Origin of the sequence: Pseudoalteromonas sp. HM-SA03, from assembly GCF_002289345.1 — a bacterium.
Lineage (GTDB): Bacteria > Pseudomonadota > Gammaproteobacteria > Enterobacterales > Alteromonadaceae > Pseudoalteromonas.
This window is the reverse complement of sequence record NZ_NSDG01000041.1, coordinates 1-17,679: the sequence shown is the minus strand read 5'-3', so window position 1 is coordinate 17,679 and position 17,679 is coordinate 1. Positions and strand designations below refer to the sequence as shown.

Annotated in this window: 14 protein-coding genes; 8 read left to right on the top strand and 6 right to left on the bottom strand. The window is 43.7% G+C overall.

All coding sequences use genetic code 11. The features are described from left to right. Positions 1-25: 25 nt before the first annotated feature. Positions 26-1,678 carry a DUF342 domain-containing protein gene (locus CKO50_RS07915; protein WP_095727717.1) on the top strand — a complete coding sequence of 551 codons (1,653 nt, stop codon included), beginning with the start codon at positions 26-28 and terminating at the stop codon, positions 1,676-1,678. 45 nt (positions 1,679-1,723) lie between these two features. On the opposite strand, the gene rnt is transcribed toward CKO50_RS07915, so the two are convergent. Next, the gene (rnt, locus tag CKO50_RS07910; RefSeq protein WP_095727716.1) at positions 1,724-2,398 is read right to left on the bottom strand and encodes a ribonuclease T; all 675 of its coding nucleotides are present in this window, start codon (positions 2,396-2,398) and stop codon (positions 1,724-1,726) included. Between the two features lie 164 nt (positions 2,399-2,562). On the opposite strand from rnt, the gene CKO50_RS07905 reads away from it, so the two are divergent. Further along, on the top strand, positions 2,563-3,468 hold the full coding sequence (locus CKO50_RS07905; protein ID WP_010375438.1) for an OmpA family protein: 906 nt from the start codon (positions 2,563-2,565) through the stop codon (positions 3,466-3,468). Between the two features lie 95 nt (positions 3,469-3,563). On the opposite strand, the gene CKO50_RS07900 is transcribed toward CKO50_RS07905, so the two are convergent. Next, entirely contained in the window at positions 3,564-4,022 is a 459-nt protein-coding gene (locus tag CKO50_RS07900) for a DUF5067 domain-containing protein (RefSeq protein ID WP_255229476.1), read from the bottom strand. Between the two features lie 118 nt (positions 4,023-4,140). On the opposite strand from CKO50_RS07900, the gene CKO50_RS07895 reads away from it, so the two are divergent. Both CKO50_RS07895 and CKO50_RS07890 read left to right on the top strand, forming a co-directional pair. Continuing rightward, positions 4,141-4,458 (top strand): DUF962 domain-containing protein, encoded by a 318-nt coding sequence (locus CKO50_RS07895; RefSeq protein WP_095727714.1) that lies wholly within the window; start codon positions 4,141-4,143, stop codon positions 4,456-4,458. A gap of 23 nt (positions 4,459-4,481) precedes the next feature. Next, a complete protein-coding gene (locus CKO50_RS07890) occupies positions 4,482-5,588 on the top strand; it encodes an amidohydrolase family protein (protein WP_095727713.1) in 1,107 nt (368 codons plus the stop codon). Here the strand turns inward: CKO50_RS07890 and CKO50_RS07885 are convergent. Both CKO50_RS07885 and CKO50_RS07880 read right to left on the bottom strand, forming a co-directional pair. After that, the gene (locus CKO50_RS07885) at positions 5,572-9,777 is read right to left on the bottom strand and encodes a DEAD/DEAH box helicase (RefSeq protein ID WP_095727712.1); all 4,206 of its coding nucleotides are present in this window, start codon (positions 9,775-9,777) and stop codon (positions 5,572-5,574) included. The genes CKO50_RS07890 and CKO50_RS07885 overlap by 17 nt on opposite strands. Before the next feature lie 208 nt (positions 9,778-9,985). Then, a complete protein-coding gene (locus CKO50_RS07880) occupies positions 9,986-11,242 on the bottom strand; it encodes an aromatic amino acid transport family protein (protein ID WP_095727711.1) in 1,257 nt (418 codons plus the stop codon). Positions 11,243-11,520: 278 nt separating this feature from the next. On the opposite strand from CKO50_RS07880, the gene CKO50_RS07875 reads away from it, so the two are divergent. After that, a complete protein-coding gene (locus CKO50_RS07875; RefSeq protein WP_095727710.1) occupies positions 11,521-12,282 on the top strand; it encodes a peptidylprolyl isomerase in 762 nt (253 codons plus the stop codon). 125 nt (positions 12,283-12,407) lie between these two features. On the opposite strand, the gene CKO50_RS07870 is transcribed toward CKO50_RS07875, so the two are convergent. Both CKO50_RS07870 and CKO50_RS07865 read right to left on the bottom strand, forming a co-directional pair. Then, the gene (locus CKO50_RS07870) at positions 12,408-12,638 is read right to left on the bottom strand and encodes a hypothetical protein (protein ID WP_039492375.1); all 231 of its coding nucleotides are present in this window, start codon (positions 12,636-12,638) and stop codon (positions 12,408-12,410) included. 152 nt (positions 12,639-12,790) lie between these two features. Beyond that, on the bottom strand, positions 12,791-14,386 hold the full coding sequence (locus tag CKO50_RS07865) for an ABC-F family ATPase (protein ID WP_095727709.1): 1,596 nt from the start codon (positions 14,384-14,386) through the stop codon (positions 12,791-12,793). 247 nt (positions 14,387-14,633) lie between these two features. On the opposite strand from CKO50_RS07865, the gene CKO50_RS07860 reads away from it, so the two are divergent. The 3 genes from CKO50_RS07860 to CKO50_RS07850 all read left to right on the top strand — a co-directional run. Continuing rightward, on the top strand, positions 14,634-16,697 hold the full coding sequence (locus CKO50_RS07860; RefSeq protein WP_095727708.1) for a DUF2235 domain-containing protein: 2,064 nt from the start codon (positions 14,634-14,636) through the stop codon (positions 16,695-16,697). Further along, the gene (locus CKO50_RS07855; RefSeq protein ID WP_095727707.1) at positions 16,694-17,218 is read left to right on the top strand and encodes a hypothetical protein; all 525 of its coding nucleotides are present in this window, start codon (positions 16,694-16,696) and stop codon (positions 17,216-17,218) included. The genes CKO50_RS07860 and CKO50_RS07855 overlap by 4 nt, the downstream gene beginning before the upstream one ends. A gap of 70 nt (positions 17,219-17,288) precedes the next feature. Continuing rightward, positions 17,289-17,679, top strand: a 391-nt coding sequence (locus tag CKO50_RS07850; protein WP_095727706.1) for a hypothetical protein, incomplete at its 3' end; no start/stop codon positions are given.

Below are 17,679 nucleotides of genomic sequence, written 5' to 3'. Positions count from 1 at the left end.
CGTGCATATATTTCAGGGTTGATGAATGTCATTATTTCGTTTTGATGAGGATGAGGGCTATGTCTACTTGCTCTCTCATCCAGTGGAATCCGGATTTCCGGCGAGCTCGTCTCAATTGATTGAGATGATTGAAGAGTCGCCATATGCGGATTTTGAGATCATTCATGCCAATATCGGCCAATTATTTTCCGCTAGTGAGGCACCTGAGCAGGACTCGTTAATTGTGGCTCGCGCTATCGATGCGTCTATTTCTGTGCGTATTGAAGAAGGTAATATGCTTGCCGAAGCGAGAGTAACCACAGCCCGAGGCGGTAAGTTGGTTTGTATGAACAAAGCCAAACACGCATTAAAACAAGCGGGCATTAAAAAGGGTGTCAGTGGTAAAGCGCTCGATAATCTGCTCGGTCAGCAGTTAGAACTCCCTTCTGGACACACCTACAGCGGTATTGTCGCACATGGACAACGTGCCAAAGATGGTAGCGACGCGCGTTTTGTGCGTTTGTGTATGACAGCACAAGATAGAGTGCTTAGCCCACAAGAGTCGAGTGGTGGCAAAGTCGATATGCGTAATTTAGGCGCTATCATCACCGTAAAACCGGGTAGCCCATTGATGAAAAAAGTCCCGCCAACTGAAGGTGAGCCAGGTTATACCGTGTTTGGTGATGTGATTGATCCAAAACCGGGTAAAGATGCGCCACTAGAGGTGTCAGAAGGCACCAAGCTTGACCCTAATGACAAAAACTTATTAATTGCCGATTCAAAAGGTGTGCCAGTAGCAGTTCCTCGTGGTATGCGCGTTGATGATGTACTATGCTACGAAAACATTGATGTGACGACAGGGCATGTTGAGTTTGATGGTAGTGTGATTGTAAGTGGTGATATCAAAGATGGAATGCACGTTAAGGCTTCAGGAGATATTACCGTTATTGGTTTTGTGGAGTCGGCTATTCTTGAAAGCGGCAGCGCAGTTACGGTTATGCTTGGTACTATTGGCCGAAAACGCACCGAAGGTGAACCTTTTTCATGTTCAATTAAAGCAAAGCGCAGTGTTTCTTTAGGTTATGCGCAATATTGTCACATTGAGAGTGAGCAAGACATTTTGATTGAACGTCAAGCTCTGCATTGTGATTTAGCCTCCAAACGTTTAATAAAAGTAGGTAAAGGTGAGACCCCAAGAGGTAAATTAGTTGGCGGTAATGTTTTGGACGCCATGCGTATAGAAACGGGTGAACTTGGGGCACCATCTGGCACAAGAACACGTATTTTATTAGCCCAAGACTGGGACAGTTTGCACGAGAAGCACCGCGAGCTGGTAGAGCTAGAAAAGATGCTAGCCTCCAAGGTAATTGATATTAAGCGTGCGATGAATAAAGCGCAGACGTCACCGCTATCTCAAAAGCGAGAGGCGTATCTTGCCAAGTTGCAGCATAGCGAAGCGCAGATCAACAAACATTATGGCCGTAACCAGCGTAATATCCGGTTAATACAGCAAAAAATACATCGGTTAGCACGCTTGAGTCGAGTCACTGTCAATGAGCTGATGCACCCCGGAACCGAAGTGAAAATAGCGAAAGACACTAAACTGTTTTCGCGAATTTACCCGCCTAATTTCGTTAAATTACATGAAGGTAAAATTATGCAACAGTTTACGACGGCCAAAACCGCGGAAATAGCGTAGAACGAAGACCTATAAAAATGCCAGCTGAATTTGCTGGCATTTTTATTATTCGGTGTCGGTGTCGGTCTCGGTTGTTGACTCAGATTCTGGTTCAGGTAATGGCCAGCCACCTAATGCTTGCCACTTGTTGACTATATAGCAAAAGAGCTCAGCGGTGCGCTCTGTGTCGTAAAGTGCGCTATGTGCTTGGCTGTTATCGAACTCAATGCCTGCCGCACGGCATGCCTTTGCAAGCACAGTTTGGCCTAGAGCAAGCCCAGCAAGTGAAGTGGTATCAAAGCTGACAAACGGGTGAAAAGGCGTACGTTTTATCTTGTTACGCTCAATCGCTGCATTTAAAAAGCCGTGATCAAAAGCGGCATTATGGGCGACGACAACGGAACGCTGGCAGCCTGCGGCTTTTTGGGCTTTACGCACGGCTTTGCAAATTTCTTTCAGCACTTCATCTTCTGCAACTGCGCCTCTAAGGGGTGAAAATGGATCAATGCCATTAAAGTCAATCGCAGCTTGCTCAATATTTGCGCCTTCAAAAGGCGCAACATGAAAGTGTACTGTCTGATCTAAGCTTAATACCCCGTCATCGTCCATTTTTAACATACTGACGGCAATTTCTAGTAGGGCGTCAGTATCTTTATTAAAGCCAGCGGTTTCCACGTCGATAACTACAGGAAAGAAGCCGCGAAAGCGTTTTGAAAATAGCGTTTGCTCGGTATCAGACATAATCTTCTTGGTTTGTGAAATTTAGCGGCCTATTATACTGATACCTCGACAAGAAGCGAGCAGCTTGAGAGCGCTTAGTATGGTACATTTATTGCTTAACTCTAAATAGCGCGAATTGGTAGAGATAAGCTCTAGTTTTTGGCGTGTTGAGCGCATGTAGATTAATGGTTGATGTTGTGAGGTGTGGGGTGATCAAGTTATATAAATCAGTAGGTTGGGTTGGTATATCGTTATGCGCCATTACCTTTAATAGCGAGGCTGCAATGCGGCAATACGCTGCCGAAGCTGATTCATCACATTGGAATGTTGACCAAAACAATCGCTTGAGTTGTGCGCTTAATCATGAAGTTCCGTATTACGGTGAAGCTATATTTTCAAGTAATGCCAGTAAAAATAAAGACTTAACCTTTAACCTTGATATGATGGTACGTCCTGAAAGTTACGATTTTGCAGGACTTGAATCGGTGCCACCGCTTTGGCGAGCCGGCAAACCGGCAAGAAGCATCGGGCAAATGAAATTACTGAAAAAATTTGACGGTGAACTTGAAAATGACGTCGCGTGGCAGTTGCTGACTGAGCTTGAAAAGGGCTACTTTCCCACTTTTTATTATAAAGATTGGCACAACGACGTAGATAAAATCTCAGTTTCATTGTCATCAGTGAACTTTAAACAGGCATATTGGGCGTTCTTACAATGTCGCGATAACTTGTTGCCATATAGCTTTGAAGACATTGCTTTTACGGTGATGAATTACAAGAAAAATTCCAGCGAACTGACAAAGTCGTCACGCAAACGCTTAGATATGATCGGCGAATATCTTAAAAATGACCCGAAAATTGAGCAAATTTATATTTCGGCCTATAGCGATAGTTACGGTGGCCGTGATACCAACCTGAGATTGTCAAAGAAACGTGCCGAGGCGATTAAATCATATATGGCGAGCTTAGGGGTTGAAGAGAATAAGATTATGACTGATGGCTTTGGCGAAAAACGCCATATTGATACCAACGACAACGCCATTGGTCGCGGTAAGAACCGTCGAGTCGTGATCCAAATTTCAAGACCTTGATGTTGGGGTTGTGGTTTTTGTAGTGGGTTGTGGGTTAGTTGGGTTGTCGGCTTGAAAGCCGACCTACAAGCCGAGACACGGTGCTGATATCGGTTTTATTCTAATACCGTACTACATGACGCTTTTAATGCATTAGCATGGCTTAGCTGATTTTGATAGGTGATGGTAATGGGCTGTGCGGTGTTTATCTCATAAGCCAGTGCTAAATCTAATTCTACGCTTTTACTTTGCCCAGCATTTAGGGTCATAAATTCATTGGCTGTCGGCGCGAGTCGTTTCGCCATGGGTCCTTGATAATTAAGCGACTTACCATTTTGTGTTACCTCTAAAAATTGGCTCCACCAGCCTTCAAAAGGGGTATGCCAAATTAGAAACTTTTCATCATTATGGCCTGCGTTGGTAAAAGTGAAATTAATGGGGTAGGTCATACCTGAGTCGGAACCCTTACTCACACTGCATTGAATGTTACTTTGTGCATTCATCGTTGCCTCTGATTTTGTAGTTGGGGCGGTGTCGTTGCAAGCTTGGAGCAGCATAGCAGCGGTGATCATCATTAGGGGTTTCAACATACTGTTTTTGAGCCTGTTGCCACGCTCATTCCTTTTTTATTTTCAACGTAAATACTTTGCACTATGCTGAGTATTACAGTCGAATAACGAATCGCATACTCTCATGACCAAAAATAATAACAAAGAGTTCAATTCTTTTGCATCGTTTTACCCTTATTATCTCGCGGAGCACAAAAACAAAACCTGTCGTCGCTTGCATTTTATTGGCTCAACCTTAGTGCTCTTGGTTTTGCTCTTTGCGCTGGTTTTTGCATATTGGTCTTTACTATGGTTGTTGCCAATCGCGGGTTATGGTTTTGCTTGGGTGGGGCATTTCTTTTTTGAAAAAAATAAGCCTGCGACATTTCAATATCCACTGTATAGCTTGATGGGTGACTGGGTCATGTACAAGGACATTATCCGTGGTAAAGTACCTTGGTAAAGGAGACTCAGTAGATAATAAAAATGAATGTAAAACAAAGTGTTATTGCTATGAGCTGTGCCGTTTTACTGGCTGGTTGCCAAAGTGTGTCAGCCACTGGCACACGCACGCTAGCAACTTTTAGTGTAGATAATACTCAGTGCTACGACCGCAAGGCGCAATCTAGTTATTTTGCCGTTGATTCTCATCACCATTTTCAGCCATTTCGGGGAGATGCGGTGCCATTTGATAAGCTCGTTACTTGGGCAGAGCGTGCGGGAGTGGTGTTTGTCAACGTTTATGGCATTGGTCAAACCTACGAGCGAAAGCCTGATTGCTTTGGTGAGCGTGGGTGCTACAGTCAGTTGATTTCACCCAGCATTCAAAATGACTTTAAAAATGCGAGCAGTTATCTTAAATATGGCGCAGATAACGTGCATATTACCTTGTCTATGACCTTTGCTGACTTACACAAACCAGAGACTATTTTGCCAAAAATGGCACTACTTGAAGGCGAGTTTGGTGACTTATTTCGTTGGATGGGAGAAGTGAATTTAGTTAAAGCAGCGCATTTTGGTAATGGGCATCAAGCGGTAGAAAAAGAGACTATCGCCAAGTGGCAGCCATTTATGGCTGTGCTGAAAGAAAAGCGTATTCCGCTTGCTCTGCACGCTGACTTAGGCGATAACAACACGCCACTTAAATACTTACCTTTGCTTGAGGAAGTGCTAAAGCGCTACCCAGAAAACGATATTATTTGGATGCACATGGGAGTATCAAAAGAGCTAAGCCAAATTGATCCGGAGCTACACATAAACACCATGGAGCGGTTATTCTCCCAATATAAAAACCTAAAGGCCGATCTGTCATGGCGAATTTTGTACGACTATTATTTTAGCGACCCGAAAATTCAGGGACAGTATGTTGAATTTATTAATGCCCATGCTGAGCGCTTTTTGCCGGGCAGTGATTTCGTCGCCAGTAAAAATAAACGCTTTTTCGATTATTTAGAGGAAGTTGATATCAATAGCCGAATTCTTGCCTCTCTTGACGACAATGCTTTTCGCCGGATCGCCTTAGGTCAAAACTATTTTTCGCTGTTAGATTTACCTTATCGCGCGCCAGAGATTTGTATTACAGCGTCTCCTTGAGCATGGATAGCACATCGTTTACGTCTAGCTTCATCACTTTGTCGGTGTTCGCGAGCAATTGATCCGCGAGGTCTTTTTTATGGTGATGGAGCTCGACAATTTGCTCTTCAATCGTGCCTTTGGCAATTAAGCGATAAATAGTAACGGGGCGTGTTTGTCCCATTCTATGTGCGCGGTCTGACGCTTGCTCTTCAACCGCAGGATTCCACCAAGGATCCATGTGAATAACATAATCTGCAGCGGTAAGGTTCAAACCAGAGCCTCCGGCTTTGAGGCTTATTAAAAATACCTCGCCTTCACCTTTTTGAAAGGCATTCACGGCCTGCTGACGTGCTTTGCTTGGGGTGCTGCCATCTAAATATTGAAACCTGATCCCGCGTTTTTCCAAGCGAGCTTTGATAAGTTGCAAATGGCCTACAAACTGACTGAATATAAGTGCCTTGTGATTGTTCTCTTGCAGCTCGGTCAGAAGCTCATCCAATGCCGCTAATTTCGAGCTGGTTATCTGACTTTCTGCCATTAACAGTTTTGGATGACAACAGGCTTGGCGCAAGCGGGTTAGCGCTGCCAGCATTTTAAAGCGTTGTTCATTGGCACTGTCTTGCTGTGTTGACTGTGAAATTTCGTCAATGGCATTTTGGCGCAGCGCTTCGTAAAAGGTTTGTTCTTCTTGGCTCAATTGAATTGGTACATTGATCTCAGTGCGTGGTGGCAATTCAGTTAATACCTGATGCTTCATACGGCGCAGAATAAAAGGCTGGATCAGGTGTTTGAGGCCTTTACGGGCACGGTGTGCTGCGAGCTTATCTTCATTGGCGTTTTCAATGGGAGCGGAAAACTTTTCGCTAAAGCGTTTGAGGTTACCGAGCAATCCTGGGTTTACAAAACGAAAGAGTGACCAAAGCTCGGTGAGGTTATTTTCTATTGGGGTCCCTGTGGTGATCAGCTTAAATTTGCCTTTGAGCGCGCACGCGGCTTGAGTACGTTTTGCTAAAGGATTTTTTAGCGCTTGGGCTTCATCGGCGACAATGGTTTCAAAAGCGATAGGCTTTAAGATATCAACTTCGCGCTGTAGTAGACCATAACTTAATATCACACAATCCAGTGGTTGCAAGTTGCTCAGCATCTCGGCTCTAGCATCAGAATGTGGATAGTCAGAAAAGAGTTTCACCGACAAGGTTGGAGCGAACTTTTGGATTTCCTGTTGCCAGTTGAAGCAGACCGATGTTGGCGCGATGACAAGCGTCGGGCCGACATTGGCACGGGCCAATATCATCGCCAGCGCTTGGATGGTTTTACCCAATCCCATATCATCGGCAAGGCACGCACCTGCACCCCAATGGGCAAGTCTCATTGCCCAGTCAAAGCCCGCCTGCTGGTAGTCGCGCAGCTCGGCTTGTAATGTTGAAGGAAGCGCTGGAGTTAATGCAACGGCTTGCTGCATTTTTTCGTTTTGCTCTTCCCAAGCCGGCAAGGTTTTCATCCGCATTCCTGTGGTGGCTTCAGCAATTAAAGGCGCGGCTAACGGGTGAAACTTTCCGCCCTCGGTCGCGTTATTGAGCTGGTCAAGTTGCGCTTTTAAGTCACTTGAAAGCGCGAGTACTTGCTCACCGTCCAGCGCAATAAAGCGGCCATTGCTGGTGGCAACCATTTTTAGAAGCTGTTTAAGTTCGATAACTTGGTCATTATTTACTTGTAGCTCGCCGGTCATGTCGAACCATTCATTTTTCTTGCTCATGGCAAGTTGCAAATGTTGGCTTTCGAGCTTGCTACTGAGCTTAACCTTTTTGCCTTTAGGCCATCTGAGCTTGAGTGCCATAGGGCAAGGCTCTTGATTAATCACCAGCTCAAGTTCTTGCAGCACCTCTAGCGCTTCATCCATTTCGGCTAAACTTAAGCGATTATCCGTCATCTCCAAAAATAGCGGACAGTGCGTATCTAACTCATCCAATCTTTGCTGCTCAAGTAACAAGTTTCGGGTGGTGGATAAGCGCTTACCATCAATTTCGGCGCTGACAGTGGCAATACCGTGTCCTGGATGAAAAATCGGCCCTTTTTCGCCAAAGGGCATGACCACGCAGTGAAAATCGAGGCCTTGATGATAAGGTTGAATGTTAATAACAAGCGCCGATTGCGCTTCGATACTATCCAGCCCAGTATCTATATCAGCTAAATCAGACTGTACATTAAGATAAGGTGCGATGGCTTTAATACTCGATAGCACCTTTTGTTTTGCACTGGTAGGCACGGTTAATCCAGACTCGCCAATAATCTCAGCGACCTGTATATGTGACTGGTTAAACACAATAAACTCGTAGTGATGCTCAGCTTGCTGAGTAAATGAGTAGGTTTGCGGTTGACCAAAATAGCTGGGTAAATTAGGAATAGAGAGTAGCAGATCGTCGCCATGTTGACGGATGTGTAACTCGGGAGATTTCTCGGCAATGGTAATGGCTTGTTTTAAGTCTTCTTCATGGTATAGGTTGGTGGCGCCGACTGCGGCTTTTAACGCTGGAATTCCAGCAAGGGTGTAGTCCGCACGACCATTGTAGCCATAACCTGACTGTGGTGCGATGGCATCGATCAGCTTTTTATCAGATTGGCTGACATAACTAAATTGCTCTGGGTGCTGTTTCAGTTGTTTGCAGGAAATTGGCTTACCTTTTCCCCAGCCTGTTTTACCCCGCTTTTGCTCGCGTGCTAAAAACTCAATATCAAAGCGACCTTGCCTAATTTGCCAAATCAGGCGAAATTGTTCGTCAACTTCTTGGCTGGTATTTGCGTTCGGGTTGAGCGCAATAAGCTTGTCCAGTGCCAGATCCCACGCCGTCTTTTTGGCAACAAGATGACTAACATTTAGCTCGGGATTAAACGCAAGCGGATATTGCTCACCGTGCATTGCCAGCATCAACTGCTTTGCAAGCCCAGCAAAAAGAGGTAAAGAGAGGCGCTCAAAAATTGCGATGCAGTCGTCGAGACTGGCAAGCGCTTTGGCATCTAAGCTCTGATTACACCAGAAGTGTGCAAAGCAGTCGAGTAAGCGACCTAAGGAATAGTCAAAAACATGAGATTTCTTCAGACTTGAATAATTTAAATGGGCGCTGCTGTAGCTACTGTTTTGCGACAAGCTCTCTGCGCAGTATAACAGCACGTTATTGGCAAAGAAGTTATTATAAGGGGCTTTGCTGTCTTGGCTTTCAAACTCAAGCTGTTGAGAGAGGGTGTCAAATAATGCGGCATCATGGCTATTGGCTTGCTGCAATAACGCCAACTTATGAAACAAACCCAGTGTTCTACCTAGGTACTGTTTTTTACGTTTGGTGATTTTGTCTTTGGCTTTTAGTGCTTGTTCAAAACAAACGATAAGGTTGTCGTGTTGTTGTAAAAAAGCAATGCTCGCCATAATTTGTGCACTATAAGCGGTTTGGATATTGGCTACCAACGCCTGAGCCTTATCCAATTGTAGGGTATAGATTTGATATTCTGCTAATAAGCAGGTCAGTAGCGGGCTCAGTGTCTTGGCTTGAACCTGTGTGAGTATTTCAAGTGCATAACTGATGCTGTGACCACCCTGTAGTAAGGTATAGAGCAAAGTTGCAAAAGCTTGATATTGCAAGTCATCAGCAAGCGCCGAAAACCCTTCAACTGAAAAAGGATAAAAATACAGTGGTAATAACACTTGGTTGCTCTTATGACACACCGCCTGTGGGTCTTTCGCCAGTCCTAAATGATTGCGGGCTTTTGGTAGTTGGTTGATAAATAAAAAGTCTCGAATGAGTCGCTGTTCATCGGCAACTTGGCGCTCCCATTCATAAGCATTCAGTACAGGGATAAACTCTTCAGCAGCGTTAAGGATTGCTAAAAACTGGCCGTCAGCCATGACTCGATGGCTTAAACTGGTCGCGAGCTTTAGGTTTATTTGCACTCCATCTTCGTTAAAAGTCACTAACCCGTCTGAGCGCCATTTCATAATTTGGCTATGACTTACACCTTGTTCAAAGTCATTTTCAGGGATGATCTCTTTTGCCACGAGTGCTTGAACTAGGCGTTTGAGTTTGATTGCTGAAACGGGTTTATAAACTACCGCCAGCACACTCAACAGCGTTTGCTCGTGCACAGGTAGGTTATGCACTTGATTGATTAGCGCTGTGATTTCTTCGTTAATTGCTGGTGGAAAGTCAAAATTCATTGTTTGGTTATAGTATTCAATTTAAGACACTGAAAACTACCATAATATAGGTTGGACTGCCACGAAGACAAGCAAAGCCAAAGTCCGTCTTTGGGCTGTGGTGGTTCATTCAATGCACTGAAAACTAGTACTATATATAGGTTGGACTGCCATGAGGATAAGCAACAAGAAAGAAAGGGAGATGAGGGAGGCGATGCCTCCCTTTTGGTTAGCCTAACATGTTATAGAGTAATGCAGAAACCGCCAGCAAGCCGACGAATAGTACAAAGTAAGTGCCAATGTGGCTTTTGTATTTTTGTAGTGCCGGTACTTTAAACACGGCAATGGTTGGCATGATAAACAAGATCATCGCAATGATCGGGCCTGAGATAGCCCCCATCATGTCCAAAATACTTGGGTTTAATACGGCGCATACCCAAATAGCAACAAACATAAATACCACGCCTAGCTTGTCAGCAAGCTTGTAGCTCATGCTCGTTTGCTTGGTTGCAAGGCCGTTAAAGCTTTCACGTGCACCAAGGAAGTGGCCTAGGAAAGATGAAGTAATCGCGATAAATGCCACAAGAGGGCCAAGCATTTCAATAAATGGATTGTTATACACGTTAGCTAAATAGGATAAAACAGACACGTTCGCCGATTTTGCTTCTTCCATTTGCTCTGGTGTTAAAGAGAATACGCAGGAGAATACGAATAGCAAAACGAACACGATCAACATAATAGAGGTCGTACGAAGAATGGCTTCTGATTTTTGAACTGCCTCACTTTTGTAGTGACGACGCTGCACGTTAGCAAAGCTAGAAATGGCGGCTGCATGGCTAAATGAAAATACTACGATAGGAACGGATAGCCAAAGCAATTCGGTTAAGCTTGCAACATCTGGCGTGCTTACCACTGGCATTTGCCAGTTAGGCACTAAATAGAGTGACAAAAACAGTAATATCCCAACCAGCGGGTAAACCAAAATAGCAAAAGCGCGCAGTAACAGCTTTTCGCCGCCTAGCATGATGGCAATCATCCCGGCAACGAGCAAACCAGAGAGTAAAATACGAGATGGCGATTCAAAGCCAAGTTGATTGACAATAAAGCTGTCGACGGTATTGGTTAGGCCAACACCATAAATAAGCAAAATAGGAAAAATAGAGAAAAAGTAAAGTAAGGAAATTAAACGGCCAGCACCTGCGCCGAAGTGCTCTTCTACTACATCCGTAAAATCGGCATCTTTTTGCTTTGATGAAAGGACGAACCGGGCCAATCCTCGGTGTGCTAAAAAGGTCATAGGGAAGGCAAGCACAGTCATGATAAGTAGTGGCCAAAAACCACCAATACCAATGTTAATTGGTAAGAATAAAATACCTGCGCCGACCGCAGTGCCAAATAAACTTAATACCCAATGCGTGTCGTGTTGGGTCCAGCGCCCATCGCTGACGGTATTAATCTCCATCGTCGCTTCAGAGGAATTACTCATATACTTGTTGTCCTGGATTTAGAATTATAATCGAGCGCATCATATAAAAAATGGCGAGGTGTTGCATGTATAAACCGTCTACTCCGAGGAGTTATGCGGTGAACTACGTTTGTTTGACTAAAACTTGCTCAAGATGTAGTGGGTTCCTAACCGGTTTTTGTAAATCTAAGTCTGCAAATGTTCTTAATTGTTACCACTGGCAATGAATTGCTAGCCGACTTATAAATAAATTTTTATTCTAGTTTGCAAAGAGAATTAAAATAACCAAGTGGAAAAGTATGTTCAAGCTAAACTCTCTATTGCTCGCTTCAACCTTGTTGGGAAGCTTTGCTGCTAATGCAACGATTGTCGAATTTCAAACTTCTCATGGTAGCTTTCAGGTCAATCTGTTTGATGAAAGCACGCCTAAAACCGTGGCAAACTTTTTGAAATACGTAGATAACGGGCGTTATTCTGATACGGTAATTCACCGTGTTATTCCAGATTTTGTTGTGCAAGGTGGTGGCTTCAAATATGAAGGAGACGTGCCTCTTGACGCCATCGCTACTTACGATGCTGTAAAAAATGAACCTGAGTGGTCTAACGTAAAAGGTACTATTGCAATGGCAAAGGTAGCAAATAGACCTGATAGTGCGACAAGCCAATGGTTTTTTAACTTGGTAGACAACAGTAAAAATTTGGACGTTGACAACGGTGGCTTCACAGTTTTTGGTCAAGTGACTGGTGATGGCATGGAAATATTAGAAGCGATAGCAAAAATTCCTCGTTGTGGTAATGTGCCATTAGTTAACTTCACTGATGAACAGTGTAAAGATAGCAATAGTGAGCCAGGGGCAGCTAACTTTGTAACCATAAACGCAATTACTGTGCTGGATGATGACCCCAAGTCAGCTCAAGGTCTAAGCCCAAAAGCAAATACCTTGATTGATCAAGTGCCTGATAAACCCTCGACAGACTCTGATTCATCTGGCGGTTCGATATTTGTCGGCCTTATGTTGCTAGCTGGTATTTTCGGATTTAGACGTAGATTTCATAGGTAACCAAATCACTTTGGTTGCAGATGCTAACGATAGCATCACAGTCCCTAGTTAACCTGATCTCAGGTTAATAACTTGGAAGCGCACTTCGGTGCGCTTATTTCTTTGTTATTAAGTTATTGTTTTCGTTATTCGTCTTCGCCAAACAGTGCAATTGCTTTTGTCGTTAAACTATACTGATCACGGCCATCCGCTTGGATAAGCCCTTCATTGAGGTGAGTGGTTACAACATCTTCGAGTAGTTGTTGATCCACATGCGGGAGTGAAAAAGTGTGGTGATTGATATCGCACGATTCTGGAAAGCTTGCTTTCAGCTTAGACAGCAACATTATCGAATACATATTCTGTAAACGTTCCATAGCCGACCCTTTTATTATTCCAATTTTTGCGAGAACAATCCTAACAGTAAAATTGCGGGTTTGTCTATTTTTTGTGCTGGTTTGTGAGGGGGCAAAGATCCGATGTGCTTGAGAAAATACAAAGGGCCAATTTGGCCCTTTACAGTCTAATCTTATACCGCTTCGGCTGCTTTTTTCGCAAGGTATTCGTCATAGGTACCTTGGAAGTCAATGATTTGTCCGTCTTTGATTTCCCAAATACGCGTAGCAAGAGAAGATACAAATTGGCGGTCGTGCGATACGAAAAATAACGTACCTTCGTATTGTTCAAGTGCCAAGTTTAGAGACTCGATAGACTCCATATCCATGTGGTTAGTTGGTTCGTCCATTAGTAGGATATTTGGCTTATGCATCATGATTTTACCAAATAGCATACGGCCTTGTTCACCACCTGAGATCACCTTAACTGACTTTTTGATGTCGTTTTGAGAGAACAGCATACGGCCTAGGAAGCCGCGTACAACTTGCTCATCATCGCCTGGTTGCTGCCACTGCTCCATCCATTGGAAAAGGTCGAGGTCTTTTTCAAATTCGTCAGCATGATCTTGCGCGTAGTAACCAATGTTGGCGTTTTCTGACCATTTATATGCGCCTGACAGTGGTGTTTGGCGGCCTGCTAGGGTGTTGAGGAGGGTGGTTTTACCCACGCCGTTTTCACCGATAATCGCGACCTTTTCACCAACTTCAACCAGTGCGTTTAAGTTTGAGAATAACGTCTCTTCATAACCTTGTGATAAAGACTCAAGCTCAAGGGCATTACGAAATAGCGGCTTTTCCTGCTCAAAGCGAATAAATGGATTTTGACGACTTGATGCTTTAACTTCTTCCAGTTGGATCTTGTCAATTTGCTTAGCACGAGATGTCGCTTGCTTCGCTTTTGAGGCGTTTGCAGAGAAGCGCGAAACGAACTGCTGTAGCTCAGCGATTTGCGCCTTTTTCTTAGCATTGTCTGACAACAGGCGCTCGCGAGCTTGTGTTGCCGCAAACATGTACTCATCGTAATTACCAGAGTAGATTCGCAGTTCACCATAGTCGATATCCGCCATGTGTGTACACACTGAGTTTAAGAAGTGGCGGTCGTGCGAGATGATGATCATAGTACAATCACGCTGATTCAATACGTCTTCCAACCACTTGATAGTATAGATATCCAAGTTGTTGGTTGGTTCGTCTAAGAGCATGATATCTGGCTCTGCAAATAATACCTGTGCAAGTAGTACACGCAATTTCCAGCCAGGAGCAACTTCTGACATCAAGCCATAATGCTGCTCGGTTGGAATACCAACACCGAGGAGTAATTCACCGGCTTTTGCTTCAGCGGAATAGCCATCCATTTCAGCAAATTGCGTTTCAAGGTCGGCAACACGCATGCCGTCTTCTTCGCTCATTTCTGGTAATGAGTAAATGCGATCGCGCTCTTGCTTGATTTCCCACAGCTCTTTATGACCCATGATCACTGTGTCTACAACCGTATATTGCTCGTAGGCAAATTGATCCTGATTTAGCTTAGCGATGCGCTCGTTTGGATCGTAGTTTACGTTACCTGCACTTGGCTCTAGCTCTTTGCTTAGGATTTTCATAAAGGTGGATTTACCGCAGCCGTTAGCGCCTATTAGGCCGTAGCGGTTACCGTCACCAAACTTAACGGAAATATTCTCAAACAGTGGTTTTGCACCAAACTGCATAGTGATGTTGTTACACGAAAGCATAAATTTGACTCATTACTGACAATTGCGGCGATCCTATCATTTATGGGTGACAAATGATGTAAAAAGTTTGGCTAACTCACACATTACTTTTGCGGCTGATATAGCAAAGACCTAGACGTTGAAAGCTTATCGTCATAAGACGTTTTATTTACGATTTTATTAAATTTTATTTACCAATTGGGCGGTTAAATGTTAGCCTGTTTTAATGCGAAAGGATGATATAAAAAACTAACTCTGGTGAACAAGGATGAAAATAGTGGAAGAAAAACATAATTGGTTGATTGACCAACAAATCGATGAGCTGGAAGTCTTACCACCCCATACCGCAACCGCTCATTTACCGTCAGAAATTAGAACGCAGCTAAAGCCTCATGCCAGTGATTGGATAGTATTGAGACAAAGACATAATTGGCGCCATGTTAAGCGTGACGAGTTTACTCGCGTTTTTATAAAGACCAAAAAGGGCTTACAAAGTGTAAGGTCTGGCAGTGCTGCCAGTTCTAGAGAGCAGCTAATCATCGTTAAACGCAAGTCTTATTTCAAAGCAGAGATTAGAAACAATGCCTTTACAAGCAGTGGTGGGGTTGATCCTAATCAGCCCATTGGCGCAAGCCAATTAGACCCGTTAACACCGGTTGAACAGGTATTGGCCTCGATTAACGTCGATAAATCACCTGAGGTGGCTGAAAAGCGCATATTGGTGTCGCTGGAAGGGGAGTTGGCGGTGAGTTTTGTGATCCAAGGTGCTAATACTCCCACATTGTCCAGAGCCTCTGAAGGGGCAACACAAACGCCTCTGATATTCGGCAAGTTGAGTGAAGATGGTCGCTATAGCCTAAAAGCAAAAATCTTAGGTGTGCCGGAGCAGGTGCTTTTTAACAATGTGCCATATGCAGACCTACTTGATATAGAAAAAGTAAAAGCACTTAAGATTGGTGCTGAGGGCGGAGTGCAGCTGATTAAACACAGAGTGTCAGGTGAGGGTAATATACACCTATATTTTATTAGCGAGCCTCCGAGTATCGGGATCTTCTTTGATGGTACAGGCAACAACAAGTACAACGATATTTTGGACCCCTTTGATGATAAAGAGCCGACGAATATCGCTAAGCTTCATGAGTTGTATAAAATGGATGATAAATTTCATTTTAAACACTATGTCGAAGGCGTAGGCACTAAGGCAGGAGAAGATAATAGTACAATTGATTTAGCCGTTGCCTACTCATTTGATGAGAGATTGGTAAACACCCTTGTTAAATTTAGCTTTTTCTTAAAAGGTAAATATATTGAGTTATGTAGCACTGTGTTACTCGACTGTTTTGGTTTTAGCCGTGGCGCAGCGGCAGCAAGAGCGTTTGTTAATCTGATCAATGAAATGAGAGAAAAGCAAGATACTAAGTTAGCGAATAAAGAGGTGGTATTTCGCTTTGTTGGAATTTTCGATACTGTCGCTTCGATAGGAGGGGATGGGGATAATTATCATGGTGAACTGTATGCTAAAGATGAGTTAGAGAAGGCAGCTAGACTCGATCTTAATCAAGCCAGTGCAGGGGCTGTGTATCACTTAACGGCTTGGGACGAGCGGCGTGATAAATTCCCACTAAGCTCATTAAAAAATAAAGGTGGTAGCTTGTTTTCTAACCATAAAGAAGATTATCTGCCAGGCGTTCATTCTGATATTGGAGGCGGGTATGCCCCTATCAGTATTGATATTGAATATCCTTTAAAGCGCATTCGTGGCATTTCAGGTGAGCCACAGCATGAAGCAAAAGTACAACAGGCAAAATTAGCAATTGAACAGAGATATCAGTGGCCAGGTATTGACGTGGATATGGTCTATCGCTTTAAAAGACTAAGATATGGCGCTAGTCGCTCGGGAAGAGACAAGGATATTTACACCACATATCGGCCCGTTTGGAGGCGTAAAATAGATAATACCCTTGCCCATTTTGGACTGCACCAAATGTATAACGAGGCGGTTCAACATGGCGTTCCGCTGAGAGCTATGGCGCGTCTTCAAAGTATCTACCCCTATGAACTTAGCAACGAGGTCGAAACTTTGGTACCAAAAGCGCTTAAAGCTGGGCCAACAAGCCAAGCTTGGCAGAAGTTATACGAGCATTATATTCATATTAGTTCTCGGTTTACGGGATTTACGGATAAACTGGCTCACGGTGAGGAAACAAAAGCAAAGTACGTGACTGAAAATGGACAAAGGGAAATGTTTTACAATAATGCAAAAGCGCTACCGCAGGTGCAAGTGTGGAAAGCGTATAAAAATGGAAATAAATCAATTTGGAGAAAAGGATGATCAATAAGCTCTATACCGTTTTACTGGCAGTGATACTGCTTTGTAGCNCTTCACATACCGAGCTAGAAAAATTAAATATAGCTATATCTGCGTATGAAAAAAGCGATTTGATGGTGAAACTGATATTTGATGATAGGTTTTCACCCCCAGCTGGCTCAATAGGCTGTTGTTGGGGAAATGCTAATGCAAATAGTACGTTTTGGGGTGCTGAGATTCCACATAAAGTAAAAGCGCAGTGGTGGGACTACAAGCAGGGAAAACACTATCGTGCAGCGTTAACTGTACAGCGTGACAAGGCATACAAAATCGCGGGTAATTTACCTAGCATTACCCATTACACAGGTGAAACAGAAACCGATCTTGAGCCCTATATTATCTTTGGTTTTGGTGAAAAGGGTGAAGTAAAAATGTGGATTTCTAATGCACCGTTTGATGGCGTCGAAGGACGAATTTTAGAGGAAATCGGCTCGGCACAGGCGACTTGGGAGTCCTTTGAATTAACGGATGAGATGTTTAATTAGATAAGCGCCCACAATCCAAAGTTAAGATAAAAAACAAATAAGACTAGGGATGTTCGACTTGGAGAAAAGGATGTTCAATAAGTTCTATACCGTTTTACTGGCAGTAATACTGCTTTGCAGTTGCTCTTCACATACCGAGCTAGAAAAATTAAATATAGCTATATCTGCGTATGAAAAAAGCGATTTGATGGTGAAATTGATATTTGATGATAGGTTTTCCCCCCCAGCGGGCGCAATAGGTTGCTGTTGGGGAAATGCTCAGAAAGTTGGAGTATTTTGGGGAGCTGAGATCCCACATAAAGTTCAAGCAGAATGGTGGGATTATAAGCAAGGCAGGCATTATCGTGCTGTGTTTATAGTACAGCGAGACAAGGCATACAAAATCGCGGGTAATTTACCGAGCGTGACTTATTACACAGGCAAAACGGAGACCGATGTTGATCCTTATATCATCTTTGGGT